This window comes from Celeribacter sp. (genome assembly GCF_048266405.1).
In the GTDB taxonomy this organism is placed as follows: Bacteria; Pseudomonadota; Alphaproteobacteria; order Rhodobacterales; family Rhodobacteraceae; genus Celeribacter.
Window position 1 is genome coordinate 1 of sequence record NZ_JBLWZO010000005.1, and the last position, 14,613, is coordinate 14,613.

Annotated in this window: 17 protein-coding genes and 1 pseudogene; 11 read left to right on the top strand and 7 right to left on the bottom strand. The window is 57.3% G+C overall.

The annotated features are described in order from the left end of the window. The 6 genes and pseudogenes from ACN0TS_RS10860 to ACN0TS_RS10885 all read left to right on the top strand — a co-directional run. A pseudogene (locus ACN0TS_RS10860) lies at window positions 1–220 on the top strand (SDR family NAD(P)-dependent oxidoreductase); the annotation flags it as partial. Window positions 221–345: 125 nt separating this feature from the next. Beyond that, window positions 346–951 carry a sulfite oxidase heme-binding subunit YedZ gene (locus ACN0TS_RS10865; protein WP_417259379.1) on the top strand — a complete coding sequence of 202 codons (606 nt, stop codon included), beginning with the start codon at window positions 346–348 and terminating at the stop codon, window positions 949–951. 241 nt (window positions 952–1,192) lie between these two features. After that, complete coding sequence (locus tag ACN0TS_RS10870) at window positions 1,193–2,101, top strand: ABC transporter substrate-binding protein (RefSeq protein WP_417259380.1); 909 nt, start codon at window positions 1,193–1,195, stop codon at window positions 2,099–2,101. A gap of 18 nt (window positions 2,102–2,119) precedes the next feature. Then, on the top strand, window positions 2,120–3,286 hold the full coding sequence (locus ACN0TS_RS10875; RefSeq protein WP_417259381.1) for an ABC transporter permease: 1,167 nt from the start codon (window positions 2,120–2,122) through the stop codon (window positions 3,284–3,286). Next, the gene (locus ACN0TS_RS10880; RefSeq protein ID WP_417259382.1) at window positions 3,283–4,218 is read left to right on the top strand and encodes an ABC transporter ATP-binding protein; all 936 of its coding nucleotides are present in this window, start codon (window positions 3,283–3,285) and stop codon (window positions 4,216–4,218) included. Before ACN0TS_RS10875 ends, ACN0TS_RS10880 begins: the two co-directional genes overlap by 4 nt. Further along, window positions 4,215–4,949 carry an ABC transporter permease gene (locus tag ACN0TS_RS10885; RefSeq protein WP_417259383.1) on the top strand — a complete coding sequence of 245 codons (735 nt, stop codon included), beginning with the start codon at window positions 4,215–4,217 and terminating at the stop codon, window positions 4,947–4,949. Before ACN0TS_RS10880 ends, ACN0TS_RS10885 begins: the two co-directional genes overlap by 4 nt. A gap of 293 nt (window positions 4,950–5,242) precedes the next feature. Here the strand turns inward: ACN0TS_RS10885 and ACN0TS_RS10890 are convergent, their stop codons facing one another. Further along, window positions 5,243–5,614, bottom strand: coding sequence for a MarR family winged helix-turn-helix transcriptional regulator (locus ACN0TS_RS10890; RefSeq protein ID WP_417259384.1), 372 nt, complete (start codon window positions 5,612–5,614; stop codon window positions 5,243–5,245). 131 nt (window positions 5,615–5,745) lie between these two features. Between ACN0TS_RS10890 and ACN0TS_RS10895 the strand changes: the two genes are divergently transcribed. From ACN0TS_RS10895 to ACN0TS_RS10910, 4 genes are all read left to right on the top strand, one after another. After that, window positions 5,746–6,186, top strand: a complete 441-nt coding sequence (locus ACN0TS_RS10895; protein WP_417259385.1) for a DUF2798 domain-containing protein — start codon at window positions 5,746–5,748, stop codon at window positions 6,184–6,186. Between the two features lie 332 nt (window positions 6,187–6,518). Continuing rightward, a complete protein-coding gene (locus tag ACN0TS_RS10900; RefSeq protein ID WP_417259386.1) occupies window positions 6,519–6,686 on the top strand; it encodes a hypothetical protein in 168 nt (55 codons plus the stop codon). Between the two features lie 174 nt (window positions 6,687–6,860). Then, on the top strand, window positions 6,861–7,307 hold the full coding sequence (locus ACN0TS_RS10905) for a DDE-type integrase/transposase/recombinase (RefSeq protein WP_417259387.1): 447 nt from the start codon (window positions 6,861–6,863) through the stop codon (window positions 7,305–7,307). 281 nt (window positions 7,308–7,588) lie between these two features. Then, on the top strand, window positions 7,589–8,374 hold the full coding sequence (locus tag ACN0TS_RS10910; protein ID WP_417259388.1) for an amine dehydrogenase large subunit: 786 nt from the start codon (window positions 7,589–7,591) through the stop codon (window positions 8,372–8,374). 42 nt (window positions 8,375–8,416) lie between these two features. Here ACN0TS_RS10910 and tcuB read toward each other — a convergent pair whose 3' ends face one another. The 3 genes from tcuB to ACN0TS_RS10925 are packed head-to-tail and all read right to left on the bottom strand — an operon-like array spanning window position 8,417 to window position 11,536. Further along, entirely contained in the window at window positions 8,417–9,484 is a 1,068-nt protein-coding gene (gene tcuB, locus ACN0TS_RS10915) for a tricarballylate utilization 4Fe-4S protein TcuB (protein WP_417259389.1), read from the bottom strand. Next, entirely contained in the window at window positions 9,474–10,859 is a 1,386-nt protein-coding gene (gene tcuA, locus ACN0TS_RS10920; RefSeq protein ID WP_417259390.1) for an FAD-dependent tricarballylate dehydrogenase TcuA, read from the bottom strand. The genes tcuB and tcuA overlap by 11 nt, the downstream gene beginning before the upstream one ends. After that, window positions 10,856–11,536 carry a GntR family transcriptional regulator gene (locus ACN0TS_RS10925; RefSeq protein ID WP_417259391.1) on the bottom strand — a complete coding sequence of 227 codons (681 nt, stop codon included), beginning with the start codon at window positions 11,534–11,536 and terminating at the stop codon, window positions 10,856–10,858. Before ACN0TS_RS10925 ends, tcuA begins: the two co-directional genes overlap by 4 nt. Before the next feature lie 81 nt (window positions 11,537–11,617). On the opposite strand from ACN0TS_RS10925, the gene ACN0TS_RS10930 reads away from it, so the two are divergent. Next, entirely contained in the window at window positions 11,618–12,673 is a 1,056-nt protein-coding gene (locus ACN0TS_RS10930; protein WP_417259392.1) for an AbrB family transcriptional regulator, read from the top strand. On the opposite strand, the gene ACN0TS_RS10935 is transcribed toward ACN0TS_RS10930, so the two are convergent. The 3 genes from ACN0TS_RS10935 to ACN0TS_RS10945 are packed head-to-tail and all read right to left on the bottom strand — an operon-like array spanning window position 12,648 to window position 14,613. Beyond that, the gene (locus tag ACN0TS_RS10935; RefSeq protein WP_417259393.1) at window positions 12,648–13,622 is read right to left on the bottom strand and encodes a D-2-hydroxyacid dehydrogenase family protein; all 975 of its coding nucleotides are present in this window, start codon (window positions 13,620–13,622) and stop codon (window positions 12,648–12,650) included. The two genes, ACN0TS_RS10930 and ACN0TS_RS10935, sit on opposite strands and share 26 nt — an antisense overlap. Before the next feature lie 9 nt (window positions 13,623–13,631). Beyond that, the gene (locus ACN0TS_RS10940) at window positions 13,632–13,790 is read right to left on the bottom strand and encodes a hypothetical protein (RefSeq protein ID WP_417259394.1); all 159 of its coding nucleotides are present in this window, start codon (window positions 13,788–13,790) and stop codon (window positions 13,632–13,634) included. 7 nt (window positions 13,791–13,797) lie between these two features. Beyond that, window positions 13,798–14,613: a universal stress protein gene (locus ACN0TS_RS10945; RefSeq protein ID WP_417259395.1), complete on the bottom strand. Its 816-nt coding sequence runs from the start codon at window positions 14,611–14,613 to the stop codon at window positions 13,798–13,800.

Below are 14,613 nucleotides of genomic sequence, written 5' to 3' on the forward strand. Positions count from 1 at the left end.
GAACAGCGCGTTTGGCACCTCACTGACCTACCGCGCAATGACACCCGAAGACTTCGTCGCGGATCGCGTGGCCGAATTGGGCGGCTTCATCGGTCCTATTATCGGCGGCATTTATGAGGGCATTCGTCTCGGCATCTACGATGAACCTAGCAACTTTGCGGAGATCGCAGGTAGACCGCATCAAAGCTGGGACGACTATTTCGGATCACTTGCAGGCTAAGCCGCCACGTTGAAAACTGACGCGGGAATGGGCTGCCCTGCTCATTCCCGCCATACAAACCGTTCCAGATGTTGTGTTTACCATTCTTTTGTTCCGCTCAACATCCAATGATGAAAGTAGCCCTGATGTCTTCAATTAAAACGTTTTTCAATTCCCCCTATACCTTCTGGGCCATCCTGACGCTGCCCGCCATTCCATTGGTACTCGGACTATCCTCAGATGATCCCGAAGCAATCAAGGCACTGCTGCACCCCACAGGTGAATTTGCGGCACGGTTCATGATCATCGCGATGATGATCACGCCCTTGATGATGTTGCTCAAAGGGTGGCGTGGCCCACGATGGCTGATGAAGCGGCGGCGTTATCTCGGCGTTGCGGCCTTTGCCTATGCCTTTGCCCATGCGATCCTGTATCTCATCGACGAAGGTGCGGTCGCCTTTACGGGCGGAGAAATCTCCAAATTCTACATCTGGACGGGCTGGATTGCCTTTCTCATCTTTGTGCCTTTGGCCGTCACATCGACAGACGGCTGGGTGCGCAAATTGGGGCCTCGTTGGAAGACCCTCCAACGGTTCATCTACGGGGCCGCAGTGCTGACGCTCCTGCATTGGGCCGCGCTGCATGAATGGGGCGGGGTTGGTGCTGCGATGGTGCATTTTGTGCCGCTGATTGCGCTGGAGGCCTATCGGCTGGGTTACAATTTGCGCCGCCAGCGATCGCGGGTTGTTTGACCGGAAAGATGACAATGGAAGACCTTGAAGGTCTGTATTCAGAATGCGACTGCATTGTTAGAAGCCCGCGCAAACGGGATCGCAAAAACGGAGCATAATGAATAAATCCCCTCGGCTCCAAGTGCCTCCCCCCCTGGGAAGCGTGAAATGAGACAGAACTTGGCTTCAAGGCCAGCCGTGCTACGCTAAAAAAACATAGTTTTACCACAACCACAATCCTACAATATCGGAGTAGTTAATCATGAAACCCAGCCAGTTTATTTCAGTAATAGGCCTTTCCGCCCTTCTGGCGACCACAGCTACTGCCGACGTTACGGTTTCTTCCAAAATCGACACTGAGGGCGGTTTGTTGGGCAATATCATAGCCTTGGCATTGGAAGACGCAGACTTACCAGTCGAGCGTCGCCTGCAGCTTGGCGGCACGCAGATTGTACGCGAAGCACTGCTGTCTAATCAGATCGATATTTACCCCGAATATACCGGCAACGCCGCGTTTTTCTTTAACGAAGCAGACAGCGATGTCTGGAAGGATCCTGCTGCGGCACACGCCCGCGCGGCGGAGTTGGATAGTGAACAGAACAACGTCACATGGCTTGATCCCGCACCCGCAAATAACACGTGGGCCATCGCGGTGACTGGTGAGGTTGCGGCGGAGAATGAGTTGGTGACAATGTCTGACTTCGGCGCTTGGGTTGCGGGTGGCGGCGACGTCAAACTTGCGGCCTCGACAGAATTTGTTTCTTCTCCTGCGGTTCTGCCTGCGATGCAGAACACTTACGGGTTTAGCCTGACCTCCGATCAAACGATAATCCTATCCGGTGGCGATACGGCCGCAACGATCCAAGCCGCAGCACGCGGCACATCGGGTGTGAACGCAGCCATGGTATACGGCACTGACGGGGGTGTCGGCGCGACTGGACTCGTCGTGATGGAAGACGACAAAGGCGTGCAGCCGGTTTATGAGCCTGCTCCAATTATTCGGGCTGACGTTTTGTCGGAATATCCCTCGATACCGGAAATCCTGAACCCGATCTTTGCCGAACTTGATATGCAGACACTGCAACAGCTGAACGGTCGCATCCAGGTCGGTGGAGAGCCTGCCGAAGATGTGGCACGCCAATACCTGACTGAGATGGGTGTTTTGGATTGATTGCCTAGAGGCCGGAACATGACGGGCTTTCGCGCACATATCTCGCCGCCCGGCTTGCTTTTTGCCGTGCTGGGCCTGGCCGCGTTGCTGGCCCCTTTCATGACACTTGCGGCTAATCGCATCGTGGCCGGTGATGGCATAGTCGCATGGAACATTGCGGGGCCAGCGATCACCGCCCCAGGATTGGCGGCGGTGGTCATCGGTTTGGCTATGGGCCTAGTCGCAGGGTGGACCCGCCTGCGTTTGCTGGGGGCGGTTCTTGGCCTGACGGGGCTGCTCTGGCTGCTCTCCAGAGGCGCGCCCGTTCTGCTGTCGCAAGCCGGAGAGTATGCACGCGTTTCACCGTCGGCGGGATTTTGGTGCCTGCTGGTCGTTCTTATGCTGCTGATGGCTGATGCGTTGGCCGCACTGAAGCCGGGGCCGTTCATGCGCGGTCTATTGTTTGTCTCAGCTCTTGTTGCATTGGCCCTCATCCTAGGCTCGGGCCTGCTGTCCGACTTGTCGGTTCTTCAGGAGTTTTCCAGCCGGCGTGACGCATTCTTCACCGAGTTGTTGCGGCATCTGGGGCTTGCTTTCGGGTCAGTTGCAGCGGCTGCGGTGATCGGCTTTCCGCTTGGTATCCTTTGCCACAGGAACGCGCAGCTGCGGGGTGCAATCCTCCCGGTGCTCAGCTTTTTGCAGACCATTCCGTCACTTGCCATGTTCGGGTTGATGATCCCGATCCTTGGATGGTTCGGAAGTACCGTTCCGTGGGCGCAAGCAATCGGCATCGCAGGAATCGGGTTTGCTCCTGCATTTCTGGCTCTGTTACTCTATTCCCTACTTCCTGTCGTTGGGAACACGGTTGCTGGCCTCGCCTCTACGCCGTCCGCCACGCTGGAGGCCGCACGCGGCATGGGAATGACGCCTGCCCAGCGTCTGTTGCGCGTTGAGTTGCCGCTTGGTCTGCCGATCATCCTGACCGGTTTGCGCATCGTGCTTGTGCAGAACATCGGCCTTGCCGTCATTGCTGGGTTAATTGGTGGTGGCGGTTTCGGGACTTTCGTCTTTCAAGGGCTGAACCAGACCGCGACTGATCTGATCCTGTTAGGCGCATTACCCACAGTTGTGCTGGCCCTATCGGCGGCAATTGTCATGGACATTCTGGTAGAGCTCACCCGTCAAACACCCGAGGAGGCAGCATGATCGAGATAGACCACATCACCAAAACCTACGGCAAGGTAAACGCGGTCGATGCAGTATCCATGACGGTGGAAACAGGATCGATCACCGTGATTGTTGGCACCTCGGGGTCTGGCAAAACCACGTTATTGCGGATGATAAACCGCCTTGAGGAACCGACTTCTGGCGAAGTGCGGATCAACGGCACATCCACCTTATCGGTTAAACCACATCTTTTGAGACGGCGCATCGGCTACGCCATTCAGGGCCACGGACTTTTCCCACACCATACGGTGGCTCGCAATATCGGCGCGGTTCCCGAATTGCTGAAATGGCCCCGCGGCAAAATCGATGCCCGCGTCGATGAATTGCTTGCGCTGTTTTCAATGGACCCTACAGAATTCCGCGACCGCTTTCCGGCCGAACTGTCCGGTGGGCAGCAACAGCGTGTCGGCGTGGCGCGCGCACTGGCATCGCGGCCTGATCTGTTGCTGATGGACGAACCCTTCGGCGCATTGGACCCGATCATCCGGACCCAGGCGCAAGAAGACCTGCGACAGATCCAGCGCAAGCTGGGATCGACGATTATGTTGGTGACCCATGACATGGAAGAAGCCATCAGTCTGGGGGACCAAGTCGCCGTGATGGATGGTGGCAAGCTGGTACAATATGCCCCCCCAGCCGAAATCATCGCCCGACCCGCGACAGACTTCGTGGCAAACATGGTCGGAGATGCCGAACGGCCTCTGCGGCTTTTGTCGTTGATCTCAGTGTCCGAAATCATCGAGCCGGGTGAAGCCGACGGAGAGGCACTGCCAGAAACCGCAAGCTTGCGAGACGCCCTCTCAGCCTGCCTGTGGACAGGGCGCGATGCCTTGCCCGCCACCAGAGGGGGCGCCGTTGTAGGACGTGTGACACTCAAAGCCATTCGCGCACGTGCCGGGGCACACGTATGAAAATCGGCCTGATCCTTCGCTCCGTGCTGATCGCACTCCTGCTGGCTTTGGTGCTGCGGACCGAATGGTTTGTTCCGATATTTGCACCCTTCGCGCCCGACGGTGGTCCTGTGATCTATCAACGGGCATCAATGCTGTCCTTGTCGGTTAGTCACCTTGGAATCGTGGCGCTTGCCTCGGCTGCGGCGACAATTGTCGCAGTGACGCTCGCCATTCTTGTGACGCGTCCGGCTGGCGCTGCATTCCGACCGTTGTCGCGCACGATCACCAATATGGGGCAGACGTTTCCGCCCGTCGCAGTACTGGCGCTGGCCGTTCCTTCTTTGGGTTTCGGTGCCGGGCCGACGCTGGTGGCGCTTTTCCTCTATGGGTTGCTACCGATATTCGAGAACGCAGTCACCGCGTTGACCAATCTTCCCCGCGCCACAATGGAATCCGCACGCGGTATTGGCCTTAGCCGCTGGCAACGCCTTTTGCGGGTCGAACTGCCGCTGGCATTGCCGGTAACCCTGACGGGCATCCGGCTCTCCATTGTCATCGCCTTGGGCACGGCGACGATAGGCTCTACTGTCGCGGCCCGAACGCTGGGAGAGGTTATCATCGCCGGGCTCTTGACCAACAACACCGCGTACGTATTGCAAGGCGGATTGATCGTCGGGCTCTTCGCGGTGTTGATCTATGATGCATTCGTACAACTTGAATTGTACCTACTCGGGCGCATGGGTGGTTGAGGTGCCGTTGTTTTGGGTGGCGTCGTTAGATCACTGCTCTAAATATGGTTGATCTGAAAATACTATGGTTTTTGACGCACGTTTGAGGGCTATTTTTGCTTGAACGGCAGTGACGTATCGACCGATCAGAAAACTAATCTTCTTTGAAAAAGTCCATTTCGTTTTTTTGTTGTGCAAACCTTATAAGTTCCCCGCTCAAATTTTTGGGGTACAAACAGTCGCGTAGGCTTTTCTACCTTCCGTTTGAAAGCGGCCATTCATCTCAATTCAGAGCGATTGCCCCCCATAACAGGTCAAATTTTCCGCATGATCTCGACAAGTTGCTCCTGCTCAGACGCAGATAGCGGGTCGAGGATACCACTGACCACGTCTGTCATTACCTTGGTCAAGGACGCGGCCAAAGCTTGCCCCTCATCCGTTAAACTCAGCAAACGAACGCGGGCATCGTTGGGGTCATTGCTGCGTTGGATCAACCCGTAGCCTTCCAGTTCGGAAACCATTCGTGTCACTTGTGATTTGTCGCGGGCCAATTCAGCGACCAAGGCGTTTATCGGTATTGGCTGAGCATTGGCCACGATCTGAAGAACCATAGCGCCCTGCGGCCCAAAGCCGCTTGGGGCGATATCTTTAACCCGTTGCTGCATGCCTGTTTTCATGCGGCGCATAAATATGTTCATCAGCTGTGATAGCTCAGAAGAGGTGTCCATGTTTGCGGCTTACCTTTTTTGGTTGACTTTATCCACAATTAAATTTAGTTGATAAAGTCAACATACCTCAGAACTGATGGATAGACAAGATGAACAAGACACTTACCAAGGTTAGCCTGCTTGCCGCGATGCTTCTTACACTGACGGGGCTTATGACTGCTGTTATGACATATGCGGGGTTGCCGGATGGGCAGCGATTTATCGATGCATGGCTGCCCGTTTGGATGAGGGCCGCGCTTGTCATTGCCCCACTTGGTTTTGCGCTCATGTATCTGATGAGCAAAGTCATCAGCATCGTTTTCCCAAATATGGCGGCTGGTAAGCAAAAAATCCTGCTGGGTGCGAGCATGGCGTTGCTGATGGAAAGCATGATGGCTAGCGTAACTACCCTGCAATTGCATGGCTGGGGCGCGGGGTTCGGTGGATATTGGGTCAGTATCCTGATTGCGGCATTGCCAGTTGCCGTTGCGATGAGCCTCGCAATGACATTTTTCATCAAACCTCGCTTGGATAGGGTTCTCTCGGCTTAGTATCGCTGGTCCAGCCTTGCAAACATGTAGGTGTCTGCACACGTTATTTTGAGATTGGTCAAAATCCTCCAATGAAGGTTTTTTGCACTGCCGGACAAACAAAACTTAGCTACGATGACGGAAGAGAAGAGAATGAGAATTCTATCCATCATCGAGCAACGCATAAAGCTGAGTGATGAATAACAGTCCAGTCTGGTGAAGTTGCAACGCGGCATGGCTTGTGACTAAGGCCCGCAACGAGCCGTAGGCTGAAGTCAGCGGGGTAGTTCATTGGACACTGACGTAAGATGTGATTTGCAGTCTGCTGATCTTCAACGCGAAGGAGATTAGATATGTCGAAACGCAAACAACATGCGCCTGAATTTAAGGCGAAGATCGCGCTGGAGGCCCTGAAGGGCGAGGAGACCGCCGCCGAGATGGCGAGCCGGTTCGGGGGGGCATCCGACGATGATCCATCAATGGAAACGTTCGCTCCATTAGGGCGCCTCCGGCATGTTTGAACGCGGCGGCAGAAAGAAGCCCGAGATCAATGAGGAGCAGGTGAAGGAACTCCAGGCCAAGATTGTGTGGTAAGCCCGCGAAGGCCATGCGTTGGAGAGAGTGGGCGCACGCCGTGGCCAGCTCTTTTTTTGGGAAAGAAAGCTGAAGCCTTGGGGCGGGAAGTGAGGCGCGGTATGATTGAGCCCGATCCCCCCCAACTGTCTGTCGTCCAGCAGAGCAAGCTGCTGTCGATCTCACGTACGTCATTCTATTACACGGCGAAGGGCGAGGCCGCGCAGAACTTCAATCTGATGCCAATCTATCAGAAGCCTAATACCAGCAAGCGGGCGAAAGGGCAAAAGACCTATCTTTACCTGCTGAGAGGTCTGCGCGTGGATCGCCCGAACCAAGCCTGGTGCTCGGACATTACCTATCTACCGATGCGGCGCGGGTTCCTGTATCTGGTCGCCATCATGGACTGGCACTCCCGCAAGGTTCTGTCCTGGTGGATCTCGAACACGCTTGAGGCCAACTTCTGCCCCTCTCGGCAGATATGCGTTGCAAATCGCCTGCCAGGCAAAGGTCGAGGCGCTGAACGAGGCCAACCACAAGTTTGGCCCGCCCGAGATAATGAATACTGATAGTCATATAATAGGAACCAGTTCTCCTCCTTCGTCTGGACGGACCGTCGTGCGCATCTCGATGGACGGAAGGGAGCGGTTTCTCGAAAATACCTTCATCGAGCGGCTTTTGCGGACCCTGAAATACGAGTGTGTTTACCTGCATGCCTGAGAGGCCGGGGCTGAAGCAAAGACGGGCATCCGGAAATGGATGACCTTCTGCAACCACCAACGCCTACACTCTGAATAGCCCCTAATATTGTAGACGCTTTCTTCCCTAATTTTGAGGTACGGAGGCCGTTATGGGGACGTCAAATTTCAGTGAAGATTTCAAGCGTGATTCTGTGCATCAGATCAAGGTGCGTGTATATCCAGTTCGTGAGGTTTCAGAGCGATTGGGCGTCAGCACTTATTCACTTTACACATGGATGAAGCATTGCGCGAAGGCTGCGTCACAGGCATCATCTGTGGATTATGAGGCTGAGAACCGCAGGCTCACGTGTGATGGTGCGCGGATCTATAGCGCCTCACACTATTTCAAGCGCATAATCTCTGGACCCGATGATCCGGTTCTCGCCGAATGGGATACGCAAAGCCTTACACTCCTGCGCGAAATTCCGATTTCCGATCGGCTCGTGATGGCGACAAACCAGCCCACGATGGTCGCCCTTACAGCTGATGAAAAGTTCGTTCTAATACAGTATGCGACTCCCGCCACTTCGGTTGGCGTTGTCTCCCTAGAAGAAGGAAAACATATCGCGGAAATTCCAACACCGGGCTGTTGGACCATCATGCCGGCCGCCGAGGGTTTGTCCTTTTCTACCGTATGTGGCGATGGAACACTTGCGAGCTATACCTTTGAAGCGGACGGCAGTTTCGGGGACCCGATAAAAACCCCCGCCTTCTTTGACCCAGAGACAGATCCTATATTCACCAGCCCGGCGACAGCTGCCGGCAAGATGATACGCCTTTTCCCGGAATGGCAACTCATGCCGCTGGGAATCTTCGCCGTCTGGTCTGACAGTTCGCGACGTGAGAACTTCACGCTGCTATTTGTGTGTTTCTTGGCAGGAGAGCTTAGTCAGTGAAGCAGTGCATTTCGGATTATCTGCGGTTCGAAGTCCGAGCCGTCAGCTACCTTCGCGCCGCTGTGCATCCCGCACCAAGGCGGCCATTCGATAGAAGCCATGGGCCATCTTGGTGAAAGGCGTCAGCAAGAAGAATGCCAGCACCGCGCCGAGGTGAATGACCAGAAGACTTGGCATCCAACTGGAGCCACCTGCTGCATAGAGCAACAGGCCACTCAGTCCGACAAATCCCAGCAGTCCAGTGAAGGCGATCTCGCCGCCAAAGGCATTGGTTGCGCCAAGCGCCTTGTCTGAGCGCAGCTTTAGCCAAATCATCTTGGTACAGCCCAGAACCAATAGAAGGCCGCCGGACAGTCCAAGGATCTTGGGCGCGGAAAACAGCCCGTAGGGGGCGGGCATATCCAGTAGATAGTGCATCAGCGTCGCCACACTGGTCGAGGCAAAGCACAGAAGAAAGCCATACATGATCGCCTGATGCGCATAGCGTCGGGCATGCGTGAAGCGGTCCTCGTCCTCAAAGTTGCAGCCATCACCGTGGCCACCTTTAAGGTTGCGCATATTCGCGATGGAGGTGGTGGCCTCACGCAAATGGGACAGGTGGATCGTGGCACCGCCAACGGTTTTCCAATAGCGACGGAGGCCAATGGCAATGCTCAACAATGGAAACAGGAAAGCGGGCAGGAAGATCGCGGCCATCGCGTTGTGTGACAGTACCGCGTAGAAACCTTCGCCTCCCCCAGCAGACAGCGAGCGGGCGGCCCAGAACAGAAGGGCAAAGCCCAACACAGTGGCGAGCACGATAGCGAGGCCGTTTTTCTGAAAGGCTTTTGCGGCGGCACGGGGAAAGGCAAACTCTTCCCAGCTGTCTTGGCGCACGTCAGCCAGGGCTTGGGGCAGGTTCAACTCAAACTCATGCGGGGCCGTGTATTGGCACGCGTAGTAACAGCCACGGCAGTTGTGACACAGGTTCGCCAGTTGCGTCAGGTCGCCGTCGGAGAACGCGCGTTCCGCCTGTAGGGCAGGGAAGACAGAGCAGTAGCCTTCGCAATACCGGCAGGCATTGCAAATTTCGACCTGTCTGCGGGCTTCTTGAAGTAGATCAATTTGCATGGGCTGCGGCCTCCTTGCCTGCGATACGTCCGAAGACGGTGCCGATGGTCATGCCGAATCCGGCGAGATAGCCTTGCCCCAAAATCGAGCCGGCCATGGTTTCGCCCGCCGCCCAGAGATTGCTGACAAGCTGGTCGCCGATGGAACATTGCGCGTTTTCGTCCACCTTCAGCCCGAGATAGGTAAAGGTCACACCGGTGCGCAGGCTGTAGCCGTAGAACGGTGGCTCAGAGATCGGGCGCGCCCAGTTGGTTTTGGGCGGGGTGATCCCGTGGGTCGCCACACCGTCAAGCTCGGTCGGGTGAATGCCGCTTTGATCGCCGCAGGCTGCGTTGAACTCGGCCACTGTTTGCTCCAGCGCATCAGCCGGCAGGCCCATCTTCTCGGCCAGTTCCGTCAGTGTATCCGCTTTGATCGGCGGAAAGACGGAAGGCATGAAAAGGTTCAGAGATTTCGCGTCGATGATGACATAGCCCACCTGATCAGGCTGCGCAGCCACCAAACGGCCCCAGATCGCGTAGCGTTTGGGCCAGACATCCTCACCTTCATCATAGAAACGCTGCGCGTCCTTGTTGACGACGATTGAGAAGGGCACGCAGTCCAGCCGCGTCACGATTCCGCCGTCAAACTTTGGCGCGCGTCCATCGATGGCGACGGCATGGCATTGGGTCGGGTCGCCGACCTGTGAGATGCCTTGATCCAGCAGATCAGCCAGCACGACGCCGCGATTGTAGGGTGTGCCGCGGATCAGGAAATTCTTCGCGGCGGGCCCCCATGCGCGCGCCAGCCAGTCGGTGTCAGCCTGAAAGCCGCCGGAGGCCACGACAACGGATTTGGCCGAGAGGCTCTTGTTGATGCCTTCATGGGTATAATCCACCCTTGTCACCCGGTCTCCTTCCAGTTCCAGATGGGTCACGGCAGCTTCGTAAAGCACATCCACCCCCAGCCCCTCGGCGGTACGGTAATAGGCATTCACAAGGCTTTTGCCGCCGCCGCGAAAGAATGCATTGGTGCGCGCCAGCGACAGGGTGCCCGAGAGCGACGGCTGAAACCGGACGCCATGTTCCTCCATCCAAGGCAGGCATTCCTCCGAGGTGCGGATGGCGAGGCGGGCGAGGTGTTGATCGGTCTTGCCGCCCGTTACCTTCATCAGATCGGCAAGGTATTCGTCTTCGGTGTAGCTCTCCACCAACGGTCCCAGTGGCCCATGGTGCATACAGCGAAAGTTGCGGGTATGACGCGAGTTTCCGCCCCGGTAGGGTTTGGGCGCGGTCTCAAGGATTAGCACGCGGGCGCCTTCCTCGGCCGCGGTGATCGCGGCGCAGAGCGCGGCATTGCCGCCGCCGATGACGACGATATCGTATGCTTCGGTCACAGCAGGTCTCCATCATAGGTCTCGATGCTCGACGGCTGTGTGCGTAGGGCGCGCACGCGGACTCGCTGCGCGGCCTCAATGTGCGCACGCATGGCGGCTTCGGCGAGGGTTCCGTCGCGGGCCTTGATTGCATTGAGGATTCCAAAGTGTTCTTCGACAGCTTTTTCGGCGCGGGCAGGATCGGTCAGGGTCGTTGGACCAAGAATCAGCAACGTTTTCTGCAAGGTGTGAATCGAGCGGGTCAAAAATCGGTTTTTGGCCGCATCCAGTAGTGCCGCGTGAAACTGGCGGTTGAGTATGAAGGCCTCGGGCACGTTCCCCAAAGTGGCAAGGGTCTGGTTCATGTCTTGCAGTTCTTCAATCTCGATATCCGACGCGGCGCGGGCGGCCAGCCGTGCTGCTGTGCCCTCCAGCACGGCGCGCATCTCGTAGAGTTCCATCACCTCGGCATACCCCAGGGTGCGAATGCTCGCCCCTTGGCGGGGGATATGGGCCACGATGCCGTCAGTCTCCAACTGACGGATCGCCTCGCGCACAGGGGTGCGGGACACCCCCAAGCGCTCGGCTAATTCTGTCTCACGCAGCCTGTCGCCTGGGTTTAATCGTCCGGCGCGCAGCTCGTCCATCAGTTGATTATAGGCAGAGTTGCCTTGCGGTGTGCGGTCTTCTTCGCTCATGGAACGCTCCTCTTGCACCTATTGCATACAGTTGGATACAGGTGTATCCAATATAGGTCAAGGCCGGAAGGATACGTAAAATTGCCCCCTTTATACCGCTCCCCAGTCAGTCGGCGTCGTGCGTTAACCTTGATCCTCGCGGGTGCGGGGGTAGGGCTGTTCTGGTGGCTTGATCTGCCTCTGCCATTCCTCTTTGGCCCAATGGCGGCCTGCCTTATCGCGGCGTTGTCGCATGTGCAGATCCAAGGCTTCGGGCAGGTCTCGGTCGCGGCGCGCACGATCCTTGGGGTGGCTGTGGGCGCGTCGATCACACCCGCGCTCTTTCACCAACTCCCGCAAATGGCGATGTCGGTGGCGCTGGTGCCGGTGTTCATCGCGCTCATCGGGCTGGTGGGCGTGCCGTTCTTTCGGCGTATCTGGGGGTTCGATGCGCCGACGGCCTATTACGCCGCGATGCCTGGCGGGTTACAGGACATGGTGATCTTTGGCACCGAAGCGGGGGGCGATCCGCGTGCACTGTCGTTGATCCATGCCACGCGGGTGTTGATTATCGTCACCCTTGCACCCGCTTTCCTGACGCTGGTTTATGGGGCGGGGCTGACCAATCCCATCGGCGCGCCGGCGACAGAATTGCCTATGGGCGAGATGGCCTTGATGGTCATTGCAGCCTTGATCGGTTGGAAGGGGGGAGAGCGAATAGGTCTCTTTGGCGCGTCAATCCTTGGCCCCATGATTGTCACTGCTGTGCTTTCGCTTTTCGGTCTGATTCACAGCCGACCTCCCGCCGAATCCATCCTCACCGCGCAGTTCTTTATCGGCTGCGGGATCGGAGTGCATTTTCTTGGCGTGACATGGGGCGAGCTGACGCGGGTGGTGCTGGCGGGCATCGCTTATGTTCTGGTTCTCGGCGTTTTGGCCGCAGGTTTCACGGCCTTCGTTTCGACGGCAGGACTGGGCGAGCCGGTTGAGGCTTTCCTCGCTTTCGCGCCTGGCGGGCAGGCCGAAATGACGGTTCTGGCCATCGTGACCGGTGCCGATCTGGGCTTTGTCATCACACACCACCTGACCCGCATCGTGTTGGTGATCGTCGGTGCGCCGCTGGTCGCGGGCCTTATCGCGCGTAGACGGAAGGGTTGATCATATGGATTGGCGCGCCCGCCGCATAGGCATTCACTTGCGCGAAAATGTCGGTGAATTGCTTGTTGAATTCGTCTTCGGTGACAAAGCCTATATGCGGGGTAGCGATAAGCTTGGGATGTGACAGCAGCGGGTCAGCGGGATCAGTCAGCGGTTCTGTGTCAAAGACATCCACCGCTGCTGCGCCCAAATGGCCAGCGTTGAGCGCTTGAAACAATGCGCCTTCTGCAATCAGACCGGCTCGTGACGTGTTCACCAGCACTGCGCGGGGCGACATGGCGCCGAGGTCTTCGGCGGTAATACTGCCTCGAGTCTCAGGTGTTAGTCTCAAGTGCAACGAGACGACGTCACTTGTTCCGAAAAAGGCCGCGCGGCATTCGGCGACAATCTCGCCATCGGCTTTGGCGCGCGCGCGTCCTGCGTCGGATCCCCACCAGACGACCTCCATTCCGAAGGCGCGGGCATAGTCGGCCACCACACGTCCAATGCGTCCATATCCGTAAAGCCCCAACCGTCGCCCACGCAGGCTGCGCCCTACGCCCATCTGCCAGCCTCCCGCCTTGGCGCTTGCCATCTGCTGTGGCAGTTGGCGTATGGCCGAGAGGATCAGCGCGAAGGTCAGTTCCGCCGCCGCGTAGTTGGCGCCATCGGCGCCTTTATTGGAGCACAGCAGCACGCCGTTGTCGGTGCAGGCAGCGACATCCACATGCGGATAGGCCCCGCGCTGCGAAATCAACCGCAACCTTGGCAGGCGCTCCAGCAATCCGCGCGACACCTTGGTCCGCTCGCGAAAAAGGACTACGCATTCAGCATTCTGCAAGCGGTCAGCCAATATGGCCTCATCGGGCTGATGGTCTGTCCAGACTGTAACATCGTGACCATTCAGAAGGTCAAAACATGGCAGCCCGCGCAGTGTATCGAACCAGTCGTCAAGGATATGGACTTTCATCACAGCACCCTATGCTGAAAGTGCGCTGATCGCTTTGCTAACCCGTTCATGTAGTATGAGAAGGTCAGTATCGCGGGCATCTTGCGTACCGAGCTTGGCAATCAGTTCGGCGCGCAGTTTTTCTAGTTCACGGCGGGCGATGTGGATTTTCTCGTAATAGGTCATCATTTTCTTCTCAGTGGGACAACAGAACCGGGATCTTGATCTTTTGAAGCACTTCGGCGGTCACTCCGCCCAAGAGATCTTCGCGGAACTTGGAATGTTCATAGGCGCCGAGGACCAGTAGCGAGGGATTGTGCCGCTCGCAGTAGGACAGCAGAGTCGGCGCCACCGGATGGGAGGTGGGGAAGTTCTCATGCACGGCTTCGACTCCGTGGCGGTCGAGATGGGTCATCAGATCGGTGATCGGCCAAGAGGTCCGTTTGCCCACCGTCAGGACACTGACCCGTCCTTCGCCTTCGAGCAGGCGAAGACTGTCGGACAACGCTCGCGCTGCTGCGCGCCCGCCGTCCCATGCCAGTGCCGCGTGTCTGTGCTGTGCACCTGCATCATAGCCTGCCGGGACCACGATCACCGGACGCCCGGATTGCAACGCGATGCGATCCGGGTGGTTGGTCACATGGGCGTCATCACTATCGGCGCGAGCGCCGACTATCAGCATGTCATAGTACCGCGCTCCCTCTGAAAGCAGCGTGTCGACACGACCGGTCTCATCGCGAAAATCCAGCGCATCGCCCAGACCAAGCGTGGGGCGTAGCTCTTCGAACTGGCGAGTGACCTCGGCCACAATCTCTTTATTGGCGGCCACCAACAGGGCGCGGGCCTCTTCGGGGATCCAACGCGAGCGGCGGTCGATCACCTCATGCGCGGCATGGGCAAGGAACGCGGTCACATGCGCTCCGCGCTCCTTGGCCAGTGACGCGGCATAGCGCAGCGCAGCGACAGAGGCGTCGGATCCGTTGAAGGCAACAAGTAAGTTCATAACGGGCAT

Coding starts and splice junctions, on each gene's coding strand:
- ACN0TS_RS10865 (WP_417259379.1), top strand. CDS start 346: ATGTCTTCAATTAAAACGTTTTTCAATTCCCCCTATACCTTCTGGGCC.
- ACN0TS_RS10870 (WP_417259380.1), top strand. CDS start 1,193: ATGAAACCCAGCCAGTTTATTTCAGTAATAGGCCTTTCCGCCCTTCTG.
- ACN0TS_RS10875 (WP_417259381.1), top strand. CDS start 2,120: ATGACGGGCTTTCGCGCACATATCTCGCCGCCCGGCTTGCTTTTTGCC.
- ACN0TS_RS10880 (WP_417259382.1), top strand. CDS start 3,283: ATGATCGAGATAGACCACATCACCAAAACCTACGGCAAGGTAAACGCG.
- ACN0TS_RS10885 (WP_417259383.1), top strand. CDS start 4,215: ATGAAAATCGGCCTGATCCTTCGCTCCGTGCTGATCGCACTCCTGCTG.
- ACN0TS_RS10890 (WP_417259384.1), bottom strand. CDS start 5,614: ATGCGCCGCATGAAAACAGGCATGCAGCAACGGGTTAAAGATATCGCC.
- ACN0TS_RS10895 (WP_417259385.1), top strand. CDS start 5,746: ATGAACAAGACACTTACCAAGGTTAGCCTGCTTGCCGCGATGCTTCTT.
- ACN0TS_RS10900 (WP_417259386.1), top strand. CDS start 6,519: ATGTCGAAACGCAAACAACATGCGCCTGAATTTAAGGCGAAGATCGCG.
- ACN0TS_RS10905 (WP_417259387.1), top strand. CDS start 6,861: ATGATTGAGCCCGATCCCCCCCAACTGTCTGTCGTCCAGCAGAGCAAG.
- ACN0TS_RS10910 (WP_417259388.1), top strand. CDS start 7,589: ATGGGGACGTCAAATTTCAGTGAAGATTTCAAGCGTGATTCTGTGCAT.
- tcuB (WP_417259389.1), bottom strand. CDS start 9,484: ATGCAAATTGATCTACTTCAAGAAGCCCGCAGACAGGTCGAAATTTGC.
- ACN0TS_RS10925 (WP_417259391.1), bottom strand. CDS start 11,536: ATGAGCGAAGAAGACCGCACACCGCAAGGCAACTCTGCCTATAATCAA.
- ACN0TS_RS10935 (WP_417259393.1), bottom strand. CDS start 13,622: ATGAAAGTCCATATCCTTGACGACTGGTTCGATACACTGCGCGGGCTG.
- ACN0TS_RS10940 (WP_417259394.1), bottom strand. CDS start 13,790: ATGATGACCTATTACGAGAAAATCCACATCGCCCGCCGTGAACTAGAA.
- ACN0TS_RS10945 (WP_417259395.1), bottom strand. CDS start 14,613: ATGCCCGTTATGAACTTACTTGTTGCCTTCAACGGATCCGACGCCTCT.